The organism is Streptomyces sp. DF42 (genome assembly GCF_058267695.1).
In genome coordinates this window covers 1,374,024-1,391,704 of sequence record NZ_CM177859.1, presented here as the reverse complement: position 1 = coordinate 1,391,704, position 17,681 = coordinate 1,374,024, and the positions used below count along the sequence as shown (strand labels likewise).

Here is a 17,681-nt window from a genome sequence, read left to right as displayed (position 1 = left end):
ATGCACCGTCCAGGTCGGCGATCGGGAGGGTCCTCGAGCGTCTCGACACCAACGCACTCGACGCGGCCGTGGGAGCCTGGCTCGCTCACCGCCATACCGCCGCAGCCCCGGGCAGGCGACGGGTGATCGCCGTGGACGGCAAGGCACTGCGCGGCTCCGCCCGCCTGGACCAGCCCCGCCGGCACCTGCTGTCAGCCGTCGCCCACGGCTGCCCGGTCACCCTCGCCCAGGATGAGGTTAGGGCCAAGACCAACGAGACACGGCACTTCCAGCCCCTGCTTGCACCGCTCGACCTGGACGCAGACGTGGTCACCTTCGACGCGCTGCACTCCGTGAAGGTCAATCTCGCCTGGCTGGCCGAGACCAAGAAAGCGCACTACGTGGCCGTGATCAAGCCCAATCAGCCCACCGCCTGGGCCCAACTGGACGGACTGGACTGGCATGCGGTGGCCATCCAGCACACCGCCTCGAACAAGGGACACGGCCGTTGCGAGTCCCGCTCGATCAAGACTCTCGCCATCGCCGACAACCTTGGCGGCATCGCCTTCCCCCACGCGAAGCTCGCCCTCCGCGTCCACCGCCGCCGCAAAGAAACCGGCAGGAAGGAGACCCGCGAGACCGTCTACGCGGTCACCAGCCTCGACGCCCACCAGGCGAAACCGGCCGAACTCGCCTCCCACCTGCGCGGACACTGGACCGTGGAAGCCCAGCATCACATCCGCGACCGTACCTTCGCCGAAGACGCCTCCACTGTCCACGCCGGCAACGCACCCCGCGTCATGGCCACCCTCCGCAACCTCGCGATCGGAGCCCTCAAAACCTCGGCGCGACCAACACCGCGAAGGCCACCCGCGCCATCCGCGACCAACCCGAACGAGCTCTCCCCATCCTGGGCATCACCTACAAGCCCGACCTCAACGGAACTTGATCAAGCCCTGGGCACGGACGACACCAGCGATCCCCTCCCAGCAGACCAACCCCAAGATCACCCCACCCCCGTCGGCCAACGTGACAATGCCGGGCATCTGGCTGACCAACGTCATCCACAGGCCCGCCTCGGAAAGTCTAGAAGTCCGACTGGAGTACCAGCGAGGTCACTTATCTACCTTCGAACTCCTTTCCGCGCGCCCAGGGGGGGCTGCGGAATCAAGCCGACGCACTGCGCGATATACGTCCAGAATTCCGTTTATCCACATCTCGGTGGTGAAATGTGCAGACACGTGATCCAGGCATGCCCGATGAAAATGATCGCGTCCCAAACGGAGCACTGTCCGCAAGGCATTGCCCAAGGCGGCTTGGTCGTGTACGGGCACGAGGACACCGACACTTTCCTTCCCCACAGTCCACGACAGGCCGCCTACACGAGTGGCGACCACAGGGGTCCCACAAGCCATGGACTCGATCGCAACCAGGCCGAAAGGTTCGTAGTGCGAGGGGACGGCGGTGACATCCGCAGCACTGTAGTACAGAGCAGTCCTGTCATGAGGTACGGATCCATGCAGTTCGACGCTACCCGCAAGACCGTGCCGCTCGACCAAAGCAACGGCATCTTTATCGTTCCCGCCGACGATGAGCAGGCGGGCCTGCGGATGATGCCGACGGACCTGTGAGAACGCACCCAGGAGTTCCTCCCACCCTTTGCGTCGTTCCAGCCGCCCGAGGAACAGGACCACGGGAATGTTGGGAGGGACGCCAATTGCAGCGCGGGCGTCGATTTGCGGTATAGGCCGCATGATGGAGGCGTCGAGTCCTGGGGGTACAAGGTGCATCCGGTTCACGGGAGCCCCGAGCAGGTGCCGCAGATCGTGTGCCTCGCTGGGGCAACTCACCACCAGGGCATCGGCTCTTTGTGCGATGCGTTGTTCCGCGTCATGCCGCGCTTCGAACAAGGCTGACGTGGCTGTCGGCCCCGTGCGGGCGAGAGCGGCCCTGCGCACGGCTCCCAGAGAATGGTAGGTGTGCACGACCGGTACGCCGTGCTGTTCCGAGAGGCGCAGGGCCGCTTGTCCGGAGTACCAATAGTGGCTGTGCACGATGTCATAGCCTCCGACCTGCTTGTACAGCGTGCCGACCCCTCGCGAGAACTCGGCCAGGACATCGCCGAACCGATCCCGGGGAAGCGGCGCCGGCAGTCCGGCCTGGATGCGGAACAGCCGTGCCCGTGCCGCGATCGGTTCCCGATCCGGCAGCTCGGGCGACTCCCACCTGGTCGCGACGTCCACCGCGCACCCGGCGGCTGCGAGCGAAGTGGCGAGTCCGCGGACGTAAACATTCTGCCCCCCATTAAAGTCGGTGCCGGGCCTCGCCAGTGGGTCGGCGTGGTCAGAAATGAGAAGTACACGCATGGTTGTTGCGTCCTGTTCTAAACGTCTCCAGGTTGCGAAGGGAACTTTCGCCAGACGACGATCCGGCGCCTCCGCGCCGGCGAATGCGCGCTTCGACCGGTCAAGACCCAGGTGAAAATTTCCGGCTGCCACCAGTCCGACCACGGTGCCGCGGCCTGGCTCGCCGTGCGCTCCTACCTCGGCTCCGCCCGCAAGCACGGCCTGAGCGCCTTAGAGGCGATCCACCGCGCCTTCACCGCCAACCTCTGGATGCCACCCATCCCCCTGCCCGCCTGACCAGCGAACACTACGCAGCATCAGAATTCAGAGCCATTGCTTCTGAATGCGTACCTCCTACGCGCCACCGCGTGCGGCCGCCGTCGGCGGACGGCGCGAGCCGGTGCCGCGCCAGGGCGTGGTGAGGTGGGCGGCGTCATTATGTACGTGAAGGTTCCAGCGCATGCCCAGGAAGGGCCGATGATAATCCCACGGCTCCTTGCGCCAGCGTGTGATGGCGGTGTTGGAGATCGTGAGCGGCAGCGGTCCCGGCCATCGTGGGGGAAGGCCGAGAAAGATATGGTGAGCGGCGTTGACCGCCTCACCATGAGTGACGATCACGAGCCGTTGCCCGTCGTTCTCCCGGGTCAGGTCATCGAGGGCCTGCCTGACCCGTTCCACGTAGGCGGACCAGGATTCGGCACGGGCCGCGGGTTCGCGCCAGGGCTCCAGTACCGGGTTGCCCTCGTACGTGGAGTGCAGCACGCTGCGGGGCTGACCGTCAGCGTCCCCGAGATCCTGTTCACGCAAGTCGGGAGCGACCCGGATGGGTAGATCCAGAAATTCGGCGATTGGTTCAGCGGTCTGCATAGCCCGCAAGCGGGGACTGGAGTACAGAGCGTCCACGCGTTGCTCGCCGCTCGAATGCGACGCCAGCAGCCGCGTCGCCAGGATATCCGCCTGTATTCGGCCGTGTGGTGTCAGGCCGTGACAACCAAGAGGCCCGCCGACCACGTCCTCGACATTGCACCACGCCTGCGCGTGACGGATAAGGACCAGCTCGCTCTTCATAGATATGGATCCTTACCGGGCACGCGTCCACGCCGTGTGCCCGCACGGCTCCCAGTGACACAGCCACTGCGAAGCCTTCGTGTACGGCCCGCGCACCCCAGGTGCTGTGCGGACGAGCAGGCAGGGAACGACCGGTCACAGCGCCACGGGTCGTCATGGACGCCGACGACGTATTGAACGGGCGAAGACGGGTGATGCCCGAGCTGGCAACCGGTGGCCCGTTGGGCTCTGGAGGCTCGAGCATGATGAACCCGGCCCTGCGGGAGCACCTCTTGGTGGTTCATGCGGGTGGGCTGCATCGGAGGAGATGTTGATGGATGGCGTTGACCGACTGGAGCACGGACACGGAAACCTGCTGCGAGACAGGTATGCCGGTGCGTCGTTCCAGCTGAGTGATGAGCCAGACCATGGTCAGCGAGTCGAGGGCAAGGTCGGCGTCGTCGAGACGGTCATCACTGGAGGAGGTCAGTGAGCTGCCCAGGTAACTGACGTCCCACAGCAGAGCTCTGATGTCGCGTTTGCTGAGATCTGGCGTGGTCATCGCTGCGCCCTTCGGTCAGCCTTGCCCGAGGCGGTACGGGGAAGGTCGGTGCCTATGTGCCACAGGCGTGGGATCTTGAAGTCGCTGAGTCTGTCCCGGCACCACGAAGTGACTTCTTCAGCGGTCAAGGCTCCGGAGGCAGCCACGTACGCCTCAAGGAAGGGAGGGCGGTCGATCCCCCCGGGGCCGGCGGCACGGCATACCGCCATCACGTCTCTCACCTGGGGATGACCGCGCAGGATTGTCTCGACTTCTGTGAGGTCGACCTTGAGCCCCCCGATGTTGCAGACGGAGTCGGTGCGGCCGAGTAGGGACAGCACACCGGATCGAGGGTCGAGTTCGGCGCGGTCGAAGGTGCGGAGCCAGCCGTCGCTGTACCGGTCCGAATCATCGGCATACAGGTAGGGGTTGCGTTCCACCCTGATGAAGAGTTCGCCGTCAGCGATGCGTACGTCCACGCCGGGCAGCACCCTTCCGACCGCCGGCGGCTGAAGACCGCCGCTCAGGTCCATGGCCACCGCGCCGACCTCGGTCATCCCATAGCCCTGCCCGATCGGTACTCCGTAGCGCTGGACGAATCGCTTCTTGACGGTGACGGGCAAGGCATCACCGCAGGAGATCGCGAGCCGCAGGGACGGTAGGCGGTCGTTTCCGGCTGCCTGTCCGAGCAGGTCGAAGTGGGCCGGTACGCCGAAGACGGCGTGTACGTTCGCGTGACGGGCTCGGCTGAGCAGATCGTCGGGATGCATTCGGCCGGGCAGTACGAGCGAGGCACCGACCCGCAGACTCTGCAGGACGCCGGCTGCCAGCCCGAAGGCGTGGGTGAGTGAACCGAGGAGAAAGACCCGTTCGCCTTGCGTAGGCATCCCGGGGTTGCGGGTGTGCCGGTCCACGTCGGCCAGGAGCGACCGACCGGTCCGCGCGACGATCTTCGGCTGTCCCGTCGTGCCTGAACTGCACTGCACCAGCGCGACGTCCGGATCTCCCGGCAACCCGTCGCCGAGCCGTTCCATCGACGCGTCGACCTCGTCTGCGAAACCCGCGAGCGGGTCAGCCGACGCCGTGGACGTCACCCAGTGACCGGGCCGGACCCGGTCGAGCACGGCGCGAGCTTCGGCCTGCTTCAACCGGGTGTCCAACAGCAAGACCTGAGCACCTTCCGACCACAAGGCGAAGAGCCACCACAGCATGGTCAAACTGGGCGGCAACTGCACCGCGACCAGGCTTCTGGCACCGACTCCTCGGTTACGCAGCACCGACCGTAGAGCATCGATCTCGTGCCGCAGCCGGGCGTACGTGACTTCGCTGGCACCCTGCGCCCATACGGCGTCCGGGTGCGCAGCCGCAATCGACTCCAGCCCCCACCACGGCACGTCGGCCCGCACGCCCGTCATCGCTGCCACGCCGATCCGGCCTCGACGACGATCGTCGACCACGTTGTTCCGCCGCCCCCAGCCACGAGCACTGCGATCTCCCCTGGTTGGAGCATTCCCCGGTCGCGCAGTTCGGCGATATTCGCGATGGGGTCCCCAGGGCCAAGATGGCCTGTGTGCTCACCCAAGATCAATACCTCGGCATGTGCGATACCGTCGAAGGCGCCGCAGTACATGGCCCCGACGGCTATCGCATCGCCGCGCGGCAGGAGTACATAACGAATGCGTCTGTCGGCCGGTTCGACCTCTGCTTCGGCCAAGGCCCGCATAAGGCACTGCCGCACCCGCTCCTTGCTGCCGAGAGCCGCATCAACAAGGACCTTCTGGTCTACCGTCTCGCTACCGAAGAAGACAGTCTTCTGCCACATGGGTGCCGGTGTGAAGTCGGGTTCACCGCGATACATCTCCTCGAGTGACGGATCCGAGATCTGCGTCACTGACAGCAGAGCGAGCGTTGTGGGTGTGTCCCCGCGCCGACGCAGCAGCAGGGCCGTGGCGCCATCGCCGAATCCGCTCGGCATGCCCTTGCCAGGGTGCGCCCACCGAAGCCAGCCCGGAGGGATGAAGCGGTCAGCAGTCGTCAGCAGAATCGGGCCCGCACCAGGATCGGCCAGTAGCGTGGCGGCTGCGACCTCCATGGAGGCCACGGCGCCGTTGCAGGCCTGCTGAAAGGTCACGGGCGTGGTGTGCGGGAGCGTTTCCAGTTGCCGGGCGATGTAGTGGGCCGCGCTCCAGTAGTCGTGACCTTGGTGGTACAGATGGCTGTGGTACAGCGCGTGCAGCGAGGAGGAAGCGCACTCGGCCTGCTTCAGACAGTCACGGGCCGCGCGGACCGCCATCTCGGGGGCAGCGAGCTCGTGGGAGACGGGTAGCGACTTCACGCTCACCAGCGGCAGACCGAAATCCAGAACGCCCAGCCCGTCGTAGGCCGGGGGCAGTTCGAAATCCTCGGGAATCCAAGTGGCGGCCGATGTGATCTCGACCCTTCCGGCTATCTTCATAGAATGCTTCCTCCTACACAGGCAATCACGGTCAGACCGGAAAAGAGAATTCTCGCGCAGATCCGGGGCGTCCTCCCGGACACGGAAGCCGGACAGCGGCCCAAATCCAGTGGTAGCGCCGTATACCGGACGGCCGCGTCCGATCCCGCGTAGAGCGAACTCGTGGCAGACGGCGATCGAGCTGATCTGTATTCACGACGAGTGGAAGGAACAACTAGGAGGCGTCAGCCAATGAGGCTGCACCCGTTCGCATTAACCTCGGCGCAAGTCTGCAACCTCGGCGCAAGTCTGCTCAGCCACTTCTTCGGTTGCGGTTCGTGTGCATGGCAGCTCCTAAGAATCAGTGGACCCAGGGCAAACGACGCGCAAGTGACGGTGTTTCCAGGCCTGCAGGTCGGTAACGATGCACTCGGGAGAGTCCCTCTCGAGAGGTGAGCCGTTCGGTGATATTGCGGGGCAGGCGACCGATGAGAAGCTTACCCTTGTTCTCGAACCCATCGAATATAGTCGTCATCCAGGGCAGTGGCGGAAGCACATCAGTGCCGAAGAAGACGGGGGCCGATCCGCCGAATGTTACGTCGTAAGCACCGCGGCCCCAGTTGTTCACGCAAAGGTTGCCTCGAAGAGGATCGAAGCCTCTCGGCAGCATCCGAGGCAGTTTTCGAATGCCACCGTTCTCCTGCACGAATCGCATATTCGCGTGGTAGTCAAAATGATCGCTCGCGAAGTGATCAAGCCCATGGCGGAGGTCCCGCGCAACGGTTCGCGCAGGCGTGCCCGGTTCGCACCGGACGTCCAGGCTGTTGACGAAGTTACCAACCAGCTCATCAGGCAGCCCTGTACGAGATCGGTAGTTGACGATGACGGAGAGGTGCCTCGGGCGAACCAGTGGATCCTGGTCGGCAACGAGTGATAGCACGTGCGCGCAGACCACGTCGTTTGCTGAAAGTCGCCCACCACCGGCCGACTGAAACTCGCTGCGCATGGCCTCAATTTCTTCCGGCATGAAGAGGATCGCGACGGCGGTTTTCTCCGGTGCCTCGCGCAGCCTGTAGAGATTCAAGCGCATCATTTCCATTGCCGAGAGGCGACGGAATGAGGCGCCCGCCTTGCTTGCCCTGCTCAACTGTTGTTCCTCGTAGCGACCTCGATCCTCCACTATGAGCGGACGCTGATACGCTGATCCAGCAACCTGATCGGACCAGGCCTTCACGAGCATCATAAAGCTATGCAAATCACCGACCACGTGATTCCAGCACATGCCGATACTGGTCTTGCCGTCGCTGAAGTGAGTAACTTTGACGGTGAGGGCGGGATTTCCTTTCGCCAGCGCCTGCCGCGTATTCAGCCTCTCGGTGAGTTGCTGCGCTTCGCCGTCGAAGAGGCTGCTCATTGCGTCGACCATCGAACATGCGCGATGTTCGACGATAAACAAGGCGCCGGCTTCTCCGCACTCAAGAAGCAGCTCGTCATTCTTGACGCGCACCCGAGCAGTGAATGGATCATACTCCCCGAGGACCGCTTCAAGAGCGCTGGCCAAAGCGCGATCGTCGAGCTTCCTGTCGTAGAAGAACACAGCCGAAGGTCCCATGCCATGGGCTGTGATAAAAAACCTGTCGAATGTGGCGCATCGAATCGAGCGTCGATCGACATTGGGTGGTAGGATCCGTTCTTCCATTTTTCTCTGACTCTCCAACTTCGCCTGTGATCCACTGACGTCTTAGCTATACCTCTTACTCGCCGACAAGGTCTCGCGCCGTAATGCGACTCCCGCCAACACGCGCTCAATGGCCCAAGAACGACACTACTCGTCGCAAAAGGCCGCAAGCTGGAGACGTGTCTCCTGCCCCGCTTGGTAAACACGTTCACATAATTTATGGGCCGCCCACGGGCCCATATCGGTAGCTTCTTTGCGGAGCCGAGGGCCGGCGAGCGCTTCGCGAGCGGCGTCGTAGCCGCTGGCGCCCCAGAGGGTGGCGCCGTCAAGGCTCGGTACTCCTCGGTTGTGCCGAGGTACTTGACGCCCCCTCTGCTGGAGGAGGGTGGTGTTCACTGCTGTTCCTGGGCTGAAACAGGGTGTTTGAGGGCGATGGTGAGGCCGTCGGCGATGGGGAGCATGACGGCTTGTACTCGGTGGTCGGCGCGGACATGGTCGTTGAAGTCGCGGATGGCGCGGGCGTTGCCGGTGGCTTGTTCCTCGGCGGCTTCCCCTCCGTACAGGACGTTGTCTGCCAGCAGCACGCCTCCCGGCCGTATCCGGGGAACGAGTTCCTCCCAATAGGTGGTGTAGCCGGGCTTGTCGGCGTCGATGAAGGCCAGGTCGATGACAGGGCGGTCAGGCAGTTCCCGCAGGGTCTGGGCTGCGGGCCCGATACGGGTCTCGATGCGGTCCGCGACCTTTGCCTCCTGCCAGGCGTCCGCGGCGATGGCTGTCCATTCCTGGGAGATGTCGCAGGTGATGATGCGGCCTTCAGGTCCGGCCCCCGCGGCCAGGCACAGGGTGGAATAGCCGGTGAAGGTGCCGACCTCGACGATGTGCCGCGCACCGAGCATCCGGGCCAGCAGGGTGAGGAACGCTCCTTGTTCGGGGGGAATCTGCATTTCGGCGGGGCCGCCGAGGTCTCGGGTGCGCTGGATGAGGCGGGCCTGGGCGGGGCTGGGCTGAGGGGTGTGGCCCAGGAGGTAGTCGTAGATGCCAGGAGTCATGGCGACGGTCTTGCAATAGTCCACAGAAGGTCCTTCAGCGTGAGGGCACGGTGCGCGTGGCAGGCCGGTCAGTGCGGTTCGGGGGGGCAAGCATGGACTCGGCGAGCCGAAGCAGGATGCCGGAGGCGTCGCGAGAGATGCGGTCCACCGTGTGTGCCTTCGGGTCGGGCAGGCACGGAGCCGGAACGCTGGGCGGTTGCAGCCCGTGGAGGGCCAGGTCACAGCTGATCTGCGCCAGGCGGCGCAGCAGCTGGGCGTTGCGGCCACGATGGCAGACGGTTCTTCGGGCGACGAGGAAGAACCCGTCGTAGCAGTTGTATTCGCCGGTCGAGGGCCCACCGCCCGGGCGGCGCCCTGCGAGCTGGAGCAGCGATGTCCCACCGGGGACGAGAGCTTTGGCGACAGCCATGTGCACGCGGTTGTTGGCCCGGTGGGCTTCGGTCAACGACGCGGTGAGAGCCTGGGGATATTTGGTCCGGACTTTCTGAAGCAGCTCGGGAATCTGTTCGTGGTCTCGGGCCCATTCTCCGCTGAAAGCCGGGTGGCAGCGGTTCATGGCCGTGCGCAGCGTGACGGCATAGCGGTCGGCCGAGCAGCTTCCGGTGTAGAGCAGGAGGGCTGAGTAGGCGTCGTACATGGTTGCCGCTTGTGCCACCGCGTGGCGAGAGAGTGTCGAAGCACGCAGCATGGCGGCGAGGGACTCGGCCAGCAACTGCCAGACCACGAAGGCCGCTTGGTGGCCGACCCACCAGCGGTAGGGGACGCGGTGCTCCTGGTCCTCGGGTGGGGTGAGCGCCTGGAGGATGCCTTCCTGCGCTTGGCGGACCAGGGCGATATCGGCGGCCGTAGGCTGCTCGCAGCCTGTGCATGGTACGAGGGGGCGGCCCGGTAGAGGCAGGAAGAGAGGTTGCACCGCTCCTCGCGGTGCGGGTGATTGCACGATGTGGCACATGTTCGGCTCGCGAGCAGTCACGGCAGTTCCTTCGTTCCCGGTTGGCCGCTGGGTAGGTGGTCCCGGTCGACGATGTAGTCGAGGAGGTCCGCCGCCCGCCGTACATCACCGTCCAGCGGTCGGTCGGGATCGGCGGGTGCGATGAGCTCTTCGAGCTGCTCGAAGACGGCGGCGCATGCCGGGGCAGTAGGCTTGCGCGTGCTGACGTGGAGGGCCTGGCGCAGGGCGACGGCGAGGGAGCCGTGCAGCAGGCGCAACGACTCCGCTTGGTCCAGGGCGGCGAGAGCGGCCTGGGTGCCGAAGGGCACGATGTCCTGGTTGTGGAGGTTGGTCGGCAGGCTCTGGATGCTGGCTGGGTTCGCGGTCCGGCGCATGGCCGCCACGATGGCCGTGGCGGCGAGTTGGACCCCCTGCACGCCGTGCTGGCGTCCCGGGTCGGTGGCCAGCATCGGAGGCAGGCCGCTGCTGCGGTGGGGGTCGATGAGCAGATCGAGTTGGCGCTCGGCCAGGTTGGCGGTCTGCACCGCCACCAAGGAGAGCAGGTCAGAGGTGAACGCGGCGGGCTGTCCGAAAAAGTTCCCGCCGTGGGCCACTTCTCCCCGTTCCGGAAAGAACAGCGGATTGTCACTGACACCGTTCAGATCGGAATCGAGTACCTCGGCTGCATGGCGCAGACTCGCTCCCGCGGCGCCCAGGAGCTGTGGGAGGCAGCGGATCGAGTAGGGCTCCTGGAGTCCCCGGTCTCCACTCGGTTTTGTACCGTCAAGCAGCTCGCGGAGTCTGCTGCCGACCTGCCCGGCCTCCGAGTGGCCGAACGCTTCGAGGAGGGAGGGGGACAGGAAGTCGGTGGAGCAGCCCAGCAGGTCGGCCAGGAGCGCGCTCAGGACAAGGGCCACACGGTGGGACCGTTGCAGCCTGGCCAGTGCCAGTCCCGCCGATGCCGCCGTGACCGAAGTGCCGTTGACCAGAGCCAGGGCGTCGCGTCCGTCCAGTTGAAGCGGTCGCAGGCCGGCTCGGCGCAGGGCTTCGTCGGCCGGTAGACGGTCCGCGCCGAGATAGGCGTGGCCCTGACCGCGCAGGGCGCGGGCGACGTAGGCCAAGGGGATGAGATCGCCGCTGGCGCCGACAGATCCCATGGTGGGCACTGCAGGAGCAAAGGGAGTGCGCAGCGCGGCGATAAGCGAGTCGACCACTTCCGGGGATACCCCGGAGTGTCCCTGAGCGAGAGAGGAAAGACGAACCAGCAGTGTGGCCCGGACCACCGGGACCGCAAGGTCCGGGCCCTGGCCTGCGGTCAGGTGGGCGAGAGCATTTTCGCACTGATCGGCGGCCTCGTCCCGCCCGGGATACCCGATCAGGGGGCCGAAGCCAGTGGTTGCACCGTAGATGGGTGTTCCGCTGGCTATGCAGCCGAGCATGAAGGCGCGACAGGTGGTGATCCCGTCCCTTGCCTCCTGGTTGATCACGACCTCCATGGGGAGGGCTGCTTGCTCCAGGGCGCGGGGAGTGATCCGCCCCGGGACGGTCAGCGCCGTGGAAGCTTTCACATTGGCGAGCATGGAATTCCTCAACTGGTACGGGCTGCTGCAAGGTGGACCAAGATTGTGATTGCTGTGCGGGCGTCCATGGGACGCGGTGGCTATGCGTGACAAGGAAAGTTCAGTCGCCCGATCGAAGATCACCGACCAAGGGGGCGCTGTCTATTTTGACTAACCATCAGTTGAGCAATCACTCGATCACCAACGTAAGCATTCACGAGGTTGACCTGCTGGTGGTGAGTTGACAATGCGACAGGTCGTCCTGGTGGCGCGGCCTGGCTCGCCGTGCGCTCCTACCTCGACCATCACACCGTCACCCCTGTTGAACAGCTACGTGTTGGCGGGGAGGCTAGCCCAGTGATTGGTGCCGTGGAGGTGGGTGTGAGTGCCGTGGGCGGTCGTGAGGGCGTCGATGATGATCATCCCGCGTCCGTGTTCGTCGGCCTCGCCGGTGGTTGCCCATGCGCCTTCTGCTGAGGCCGGTCCGCCGTCGGCGACCTCCACGCGCAGCTGCTGGCGGTCGGGCTCGCGGTTCAGGCGCACGGTGAGCGGAGGTTGTGCGTGTTCGACGGCGTTGGCGATCAGCTCGGACACCACCCGCAGCGCGGCCTCGGCGGCCTCCTCGTCCACCTTCCGGTCGTCGAGAAGTGCGGCGGCGATCTCACGTGCGATACCGGGCGCGTGCGGATCGTGAGCAAGTGGCCACATGACGTCATCGATCGCCTCACGCCGGCACGGCGTGATCAGTGACCCCCGTAACGGCGTTCCCCGTCCATCCCCAATGCCGGTTGCTACAGCGCCAGGCTGGTATCTGGTGGCGCCACCGGACTGTTCGGTGAGACCGCCGTACGTTGCGTACATGATGATCACTTCCTGCTCTACCGGTTCCTCTCCTTCACCCTGCGCCTCCACCAGTCACCGCACCTCGGTGGGATTACCGACGTAGCTGCGTATTTCGCTGTCACGTCCCCTTACGTAACCCGCATGCGACGACGCCGAGCCCGGTCTGGTGGGGATGGTGCCCCGCCAGTTGGTGCAGCCGATCACGCTGAGGGCGTGTTGGTGGTGCTGGGTAGTGCTGGGGCGCTTTCGGGGAGCTCGGCGGGGTAGATGTCCATGCTCCCCTCAGGTAGCGGCGTGGAAAGGCGATCCACTCGTCGTGGAGTTCGAAGAGCACGGCGGTGACCAGCCGCAGGAGCGCGTCGTCGTTGGGAAAGACCTGGACGACGTCGGTGCGGCGCTTGATCTCGCGGTAGAGCCGCTCGAGTGGGTTCGTCGATTGGATCTTTTTCCAGTGGCGCTCGGGGAACGCTGCGAACGCGCTCAGGTCGTCCTTTGCCTCCAGCAGCATCGCCTTGACCTTGGGGAACTGGGGGCCGAGCATGTCGGCGTCGGCGACGGCGTCGGCGGTGGGCTGGGCGAAGATCGTGCGGATCGTTGCGGCGACCAGGCATTGTCACGTTGGCTGACGGGGGTGGGATGATCTTGGGGTTGGTCTGCCGGGAGGGGATCGCTGGCGTCGTCCGTGCCGCCGTCGTACAAGGGGCACCGGTACCCGGTGGAGGTCATCTCGCACTGCGCGTGGCTGTACTTCCGGTTTCCGCTGAGCTTCCGCGAGGTCGAGGAGCTGATGCTCGAGCGCGGTGTGATCGTCTCCTATGAGACCGTCCGGCGGTGGTGCCTAAAGTTCGGGCAGGACTACGCCAACGCTCTACGCCGCCGGCGCCCGAGGCCGGGCGACAAGTGGCATCTGGACGAGGTCTTCTTGAAGATCAACGGCGAGTGGAAGTACCTGTGGCGCGCGGTCGACCAGGACGGCAACGTGCTGGACATCCTCGTGCAAAACGGAGCGGGTCCTCTTCCGCAGCTTCTTGAAGAAACGCCTGGCCGCGGCCGTGTCCCGGCGGTTCAAGCGCCGTCGTCGCGGACTGTCGAACTACCGGCTGATCCGTTACGCCGACGACTGGTGCCTGGTCGTGTCGGGCACCCGTGCCTACGCGGAGGCGCTCAAGGAAGAGGCCGCCGGGGTCCTCGCCACGATCGGCCTGCGCCTGTCGCCTGAGAAGACCCTGATCACCCACATCGACGATGGCCTCGACTTCTCGGTGCGACACGAAGTCGCATGGTTCGAGCGAGCACGCTGATCGGAGGGCTGAGACCAATGACAGCAGCGTAGCTCCGGATAAGTGTTCACAGATCCGTCCCCGCTCTGACGTGCGTTGCTGGTAACGGCAGGGTGCGAAGCTCAGGGAAGACGCCCAAGGGCTCCCGCTCCATCCGGGAGCCACAGGCAAGGGAACCTCGGCAACGGCGATGCAGCATGCCCGCGACCGGATCCGTGAACTCAGGGACCGACGCAGGCTGTTGCGGCCGGTCAAGGTGATCGTGGAGGACGTGAACGCGTTCCTGCGCGGATGGGCTGCGTATTTCCGGTTCGGGAATTCGGCCCATGTCTTTGACCAGATCGGCTCGTACGCGCGGATGCGGATCGGCGGGTTCCTCGCCAAGAAGCACCGGAGCACAGGGAAGTTCGGCTGGGCGGTGGTTGCCTTCGCCGCCCAGGACTCCCTGGGACTGATCGCCCTGCACGGAACCGTTGTTGCACCCAGACCCTTCCGGGACTGGCGGGGCAGGCCGAATGCCGGTGGTGCACGGCGTCGGTGAGCGGCTCCTGGCGAGCGAGTACAGCACCGGTCCAGTGACGAATCGCCCTTGTGCGCCGCCGTGGTCTGCTTATGCCAGCAGCTTGTCGAGGAAATCGCTGCTGAAGACGCCGACAGGGTCGAGGGCGTTGAGTGTCGCGACCGCCGTGTCCCAGTTGTCGTCCTGGGCCTGCCCGGTGCGATACGAATCGGGAATGGCGCCGCCGGTCACCTCGCCGTCGGTCCATGCTCCTGCGGAGGTGTGGGCCCAATCCTTGGGCCACTCGGGGTGCGCGGCGCCGTAGGCTCCGGTGTAGTTGGACCTGATCCACCGCTCCATGTCGGCGTAGAAGGCGTGGCAGTCGGGTGTGATCGGCACGGTGGTCATGTCGAACCAGACCGCCACGTCCCATTCGGGGCGGTCTGGGCGTGGGCGCAACGGGGAAAGCTGTGCGCTGAGGGCGCCCGCGACACCGCAGTCGGCCGACTGGTCCAGGCCGGTCACACGGATTTCCAGGGGACCGTTGATCGGGTAGCTGCCACGGGCCCTGTATTCCTCCAGCCGCGTGGTGTAGGCAGCGTAGAATTCGCTGACGACCTGCTGGATACGGGAACGGCTGGTAACGACGTTCCAGCAGGCCGAGGTGATCCGCAAGGTGGTCGGACGGACGTTCAGCAGTGTGTCGCTCGACGCCCCCCAGATATCCCGAGCCCTGCTGAGCAGCAGACCGGCCCTGATGGCGCCGAGTTGTGCCCGCGTGAACCGTGGTGTGCTTGAACCGGCCCGGGCGGCGATCTTGCTCAGCACGTCTGAGACGTTTTTGGGGACGATGTCGTTGAACGTGAAGGCATACGGGCCCGTCACCTGTCTGGACTGCCGCGGCTTGGACGGGGCAGGGGTGAACACCCGCAGCCACGGCGTGGTGGTGAAGGGAAACCAAATGCACACCACCCGGCCGGAACGCTCAATGTAGGAGGCGAGCGACTGAGCACCAGCGACGGCCGGCGGTGCGAAGAGGGTGTCCGCGCTGATGTCGCACCTGCTCTGGCAGCGCAGCCACTGGTCGGCGCCGACACGCAGCGTCACCTCGGTGACGAAGGCACGGCCCAGGTTCACCAGCAAGGCCTGGATCTGAGGGTCGTCGCGCCGGAAGGTCCGAAGGACGTAGCTTCCCGAGGCCTTGTCCCACACCACGGCGGTGAGGCTGATAACGAGGTTGGCCACCGAGCCGTAGGTGTGGCCGTCGAGTTGCGTCTCCCCGCTAGCGGGAACTCCCGTGCCACGTCCCCCTGTCGCCAGCACCCCTCCCAGCGACGCCGCGCCGAGGACGGGGAAGGCCGTGAGCCCGAATCCAGCGGTTTTGAGGGTGCCGAGCAGGTCATCCATGGTGACGCCCGGCTGCGCGGTGACGCTTGCGGGGCTCCCCTTGTGCACGGTGACCGCCGTCAGATGCCGAGTGGTGTCCACCAGCAGCACGTTGGCCGGGCTGCCCGAGGGTTCCAGGAGCGGTGACCAACTGAAGCCTGCGCCGCGCGGGCGCAGCCGCCAGCCGTTGGCATACGCCCAGTTGGCGAGCATCACCACCTCGGCGGGGGTGGTAGGCGCGCATGTCCACACTCCCTCGACGACCACCGTCCCCGCCCAGTTCGTGAACGTCTTCCGGTAGGGCCGGATGCCGCTGGGAAGTTCTGGGGGCTCGGCGACGGTGCTTGCCGTGCTCGCGGTCGTTTGCTTCAGGGATCTGCTCTCGTCAGGCATGCCGGCTCCCCTCAGGATGGTGGTACGCGAACCGGAAACCCGGAGGGGCCCAGTGGCCCAGCCGACTGTTTTTCGCCACCCCGTGACTGCGTCAGTTCGGTCATTTCGGCGACGATGCTCCTGTTCCTGACCGGCTTTCGGAACTGTCGACGGCTGACCGCAGTATGTCCTGCGACCGGGCATGGCCAACACTGGGGTCGTGGCCAACGGCCCACGCGCAAAGGAGAGAAGGAACGTCCAGGTCGACGGTCGGCAATGTGAGAATGGGGTGCGCATGCCGGGAGGGCTGCCGTTGCTCGGGCATTCCGTGGCGTTCGCCCGTGACCCCGCCGCCTTCCTGGTCGCGGCTCACGAGCAGGTCGGCGACGTGTTCACGGTGCGGATCGCCGCTCGCAAGTTCACGGTCCTGTGCGGCCCGGCGGCCAGTGACGCCGTCTTTCACGCCCCGGACAGCCCTTGAGGCGCCGACGCGCCTACGAGTCGATGACACCGATTTTCGGTGAGGGGATCCCGTTCGACGCCTCAACCTCGGTTTTCGACGAGCACATGGCACTGATCCAGCCCGCGCCGACGGGAAGCGCGGTGGGTGAGTACGCCGGGACCATGGTCCAGGAGATCGATGCCTATCTCGCCGGGTGGGGCGATGAGGGGCAGGTGGATCTGGTCGAGGCGATGAGCGAGTTGTCCGTGAACATCGCCGCCGCGTGCCTGATCGGGCCGGAGTTTCGACGACTCGTAGGCGATGACCTGGTCCGGCTGTTCCACGACCTGAAGGCCGCCGGGCGCTTGGCATGGCTGGTCTGACCGAACCTGCCGCTCCCCGCGTTCCGGAGGCGGGACCAGGCGCGTCGAGAGCTGATTGACGTCATTCTCCAGGTGGCCCGGGCGATTCACCGGGAGGCTCCTGGCAGTGAGCGCTTCATCGTCTCGTTGATGGAATCCCGGTACAGTGACGGCCGTCCGGTGCCCGAGGAGGTCGCGGCGTCCCTGCTGCCGGCCATCATCGTGGCGGGGGAGCACAACACCGCCGCGCTGGCCAACTGGACGGGGACGCTGATGCTGCAGCATCCTGAGTGGGCGTCCGCCGTCCTCCAAGAGCAGGACGCACTCGCCGTCCGCGGCGCTCAGCCCACGGCCCGGGACGTGAGCGAGATGCGCGTGTTGCGCAGGCGTGTCACCGAGGCGGCACGGCTCCACCCACCTACCACAGTGCTGCTCAGGGACGCGGAGGAGGACTTCTTCTACAACGGATACCGGATTCCCCGGGGAAGCAGGGTGATGATCTCGCCCACCGCCTCGCACCGCCTGCCCGGGGTGTTCTCGCAACCCGGACTCTACGACCCGGACCGCTTCTCCCCGGAGCGCGCCGAGCACCGCGCCACGCCCAGCCCGCTGAAGGCCTTCGGCGGTGGACGCCACCGGTGCACAGGAACGGGCTTCGCCTATCAGGAAATCATGCTCAGCTGGAGCCGACTGCTGCGCTCCTTCGAGCTTGAGCTCCTGGACACCCCGGTACGACCCGACTACGCGGCGGTCGTCGCGGTACCGCGTTCGCCCTGCCGACTGCGGTACCGCCGGCGAACCGGGGTGTCCGAAGAAGGCACGCCGGCGGACGCAGCGTGTTCTTGACCATGCGGAAGAACCAAGAGGAGAAGGATCCCATGCACCCAGACGTCGGCATCCCGCCGCTGTTCCCGCTGCCTCATCCTGCCGAGCA

At 65.6% G+C, this 17,681-nt stretch carries 17 protein-coding genes and 3 pseudogenes; 8 read left to right on the top strand and 12 right to left on the bottom strand.

Annotated features, from left to right (window positions below; translation table 11 throughout):
* Positions 1 to 20: 20 nt before the first annotated feature.
* Positions 21 to 746: pseudogene (locus ACYUED_RS06455) on the top strand (ISAs1 family transposase); the annotation flags it as partial.
* A 348-nt stretch (positions 747 to 1,094) separates the two neighbouring features.
* Here the strand turns inward: ACYUED_RS06455 and ACYUED_RS06450 are convergent.
* Positions 1,095 to 2,345, bottom strand: coding sequence for a glycosyltransferase (locus tag ACYUED_RS06450; RefSeq protein WP_491291349.1), 1,251 nt, complete (start codon positions 2,343 to 2,345; stop codon positions 1,095 to 1,097).
* Between the two features lie 111 nt (positions 2,346 to 2,456).
* Here ACYUED_RS06450 and ACYUED_RS06445 point away from each other — a divergent pair, with 111 nt between their 5' ends.
* Positions 2,457 to 2,621 carry a hypothetical protein gene (locus tag ACYUED_RS06445; protein ID WP_491291348.1) on the top strand — a complete coding sequence of 55 codons (165 nt, stop codon included), beginning with the start codon at positions 2,457 to 2,459 and terminating at the stop codon, positions 2,619 to 2,621.
* A gap of 57 nt (positions 2,622 to 2,678) precedes the next feature.
* On the opposite strand, the gene ACYUED_RS06440 is transcribed toward ACYUED_RS06445, so the two are convergent.
* The 10 genes and pseudogenes from ACYUED_RS06440 to ACYUED_RS06395 form a co-directional block, all read right to left on the bottom strand.
* Positions 2,679 to 3,392 carry a histidine phosphatase family protein gene (locus ACYUED_RS06440; protein WP_491291347.1) on the bottom strand — a complete coding sequence of 238 codons (714 nt, stop codon included), beginning with the start codon at positions 3,390 to 3,392 and terminating at the stop codon, positions 2,679 to 2,681.
* 280 nt (positions 3,393 to 3,672) lie between these two features.
* On the bottom strand, positions 3,673 to 3,933 hold the full coding sequence (locus ACYUED_RS06435; RefSeq protein ID WP_491291346.1) for a hypothetical protein: 261 nt from the start codon (positions 3,931 to 3,933) through the stop codon (positions 3,673 to 3,675).
* Positions 3,930 to 5,327 (bottom strand): class I adenylate-forming enzyme family protein, encoded by a 1,398-nt coding sequence (locus tag ACYUED_RS06430; RefSeq protein ID WP_491294156.1) that lies wholly within the window; start codon positions 5,325 to 5,327, stop codon positions 3,930 to 3,932. The genes ACYUED_RS06435 and ACYUED_RS06430 overlap by 4 nt, the downstream gene beginning before the upstream one ends.
* Positions 5,324 to 6,367 carry a ketoacyl-ACP synthase III family protein gene (locus tag ACYUED_RS06425; RefSeq protein WP_491291345.1) on the bottom strand — a complete coding sequence of 348 codons (1,044 nt, stop codon included), beginning with the start codon at positions 6,365 to 6,367 and terminating at the stop codon, positions 5,324 to 5,326. The genes ACYUED_RS06430 and ACYUED_RS06425 overlap by 4 nt, the downstream gene beginning before the upstream one ends.
* Before the next feature lie 340 nt (positions 6,368 to 6,707).
* Positions 6,708 to 7,943, bottom strand: coding sequence for an acyltransferase (locus ACYUED_RS06420; protein WP_491291344.1), 1,236 nt, complete (start codon positions 7,941 to 7,943; stop codon positions 6,708 to 6,710).
* Positions 7,944 to 8,416: 473 nt separating this feature from the next.
* On the bottom strand, positions 8,417 to 9,097 hold the full coding sequence (locus ACYUED_RS06415; RefSeq protein ID WP_491291343.1) for an O-methyltransferase: 681 nt from the start codon (positions 9,095 to 9,097) through the stop codon (positions 8,417 to 8,419).
* 10 nt (positions 9,098 to 9,107) lie between these two features.
* Positions 9,108 to 9,986 (bottom strand): 3-methyl-L-tyrosine peroxygenase-related protein, encoded by an 879-nt coding sequence (locus ACYUED_RS06410; RefSeq protein ID WP_491291342.1) that lies wholly within the window; start codon positions 9,984 to 9,986, stop codon positions 9,108 to 9,110.
* A 56-nt stretch (positions 9,987 to 10,042) separates the two neighbouring features.
* Positions 10,043 to 11,584, bottom strand: coding sequence for an HAL/PAL/TAL family ammonia-lyase (locus ACYUED_RS06405; protein ID WP_491291341.1), 1,542 nt, complete (start codon positions 11,582 to 11,584; stop codon positions 10,043 to 10,045).
* Positions 11,585 to 11,893: 309 nt separating this feature from the next.
* The gene (locus tag ACYUED_RS06400) at positions 11,894 to 12,475 is read right to left on the bottom strand and encodes an ATP-binding protein (protein ID WP_491291340.1); all 582 of its coding nucleotides are present in this window, start codon (positions 12,473 to 12,475) and stop codon (positions 11,894 to 11,896) included.
* A gap of 214 nt (positions 12,476 to 12,689) precedes the next feature.
* Positions 12,690 to 13,013, bottom strand: a pseudogene (locus ACYUED_RS06395) (transposase); the annotation flags it as partial.
* A 75-nt stretch (positions 13,014 to 13,088) separates the two neighbouring features.
* On the opposite strand from ACYUED_RS06395, the pseudogene ACYUED_RS06390 reads away from it, so the two are divergent.
* From ACYUED_RS06390 to ACYUED_RS06380, 3 genes and pseudogenes are all read left to right on the top strand, one after another.
* Positions 13,089 to 13,406: pseudogene (locus ACYUED_RS06390) on the top strand (IS6 family transposase); the annotation flags it as partial.
* Between the two features lie 28 nt (positions 13,407 to 13,434).
* Positions 13,435 to 13,707, top strand: a complete 273-nt coding sequence (locus tag ACYUED_RS06385) for a hypothetical protein (protein WP_491294861.1) — start codon at positions 13,435 to 13,437, stop codon at positions 13,705 to 13,707.
* Between the two features lie 169 nt (positions 13,708 to 13,876).
* Positions 13,877 to 14,227 (top strand): group II intron maturase-specific domain-containing protein, encoded by a 351-nt coding sequence (locus ACYUED_RS06380; protein ID WP_491291339.1) that lies wholly within the window; start codon positions 13,877 to 13,879, stop codon positions 14,225 to 14,227.
* Positions 14,228 to 14,296: 69 nt separating this feature from the next.
* On the opposite strand, the gene ACYUED_RS06375 is transcribed toward ACYUED_RS06380, so the two are convergent.
* Positions 14,297 to 15,964, bottom strand: a complete 1,668-nt coding sequence (locus ACYUED_RS06375) for a cholesterol oxidase substrate-binding domain-containing protein (protein WP_491294154.1) — start codon at positions 15,962 to 15,964, stop codon at positions 14,297 to 14,299.
* Positions 15,965 to 16,238: 274 nt separating this feature from the next.
* Here ACYUED_RS06375 and ACYUED_RS06370 point away from each other — a divergent pair, with 274 nt between their 5' ends.
* Genes ACYUED_RS06370 through ACYUED_RS06360 form a run of 3 tightly spaced genes read left to right on the top strand, consistent with a single transcriptional unit; the run spans position 16,239 to position 17,593 of the window.
* Positions 16,239 to 16,424, top strand: coding sequence for a hypothetical protein (locus ACYUED_RS06370; protein ID WP_491291338.1), 186 nt, complete (start codon positions 16,239 to 16,241; stop codon positions 16,422 to 16,424).
* A gap of 23 nt (positions 16,425 to 16,447) precedes the next feature.
* Positions 16,448 to 16,768 carry a hypothetical protein gene (locus ACYUED_RS06365; protein WP_491291337.1) on the top strand — a complete coding sequence of 107 codons (321 nt, stop codon included), beginning with the start codon at positions 16,448 to 16,450 and terminating at the stop codon, positions 16,766 to 16,768.
* Positions 16,769 to 16,774: 6 nt separating this feature from the next.
* A complete protein-coding gene (locus tag ACYUED_RS06360; RefSeq protein ID WP_491294153.1) occupies positions 16,775 to 17,593 on the top strand; it encodes a cytochrome P450 in 819 nt (272 codons plus the stop codon).
* Positions 17,594 to 17,681: the final 88 nt, after the last annotated feature.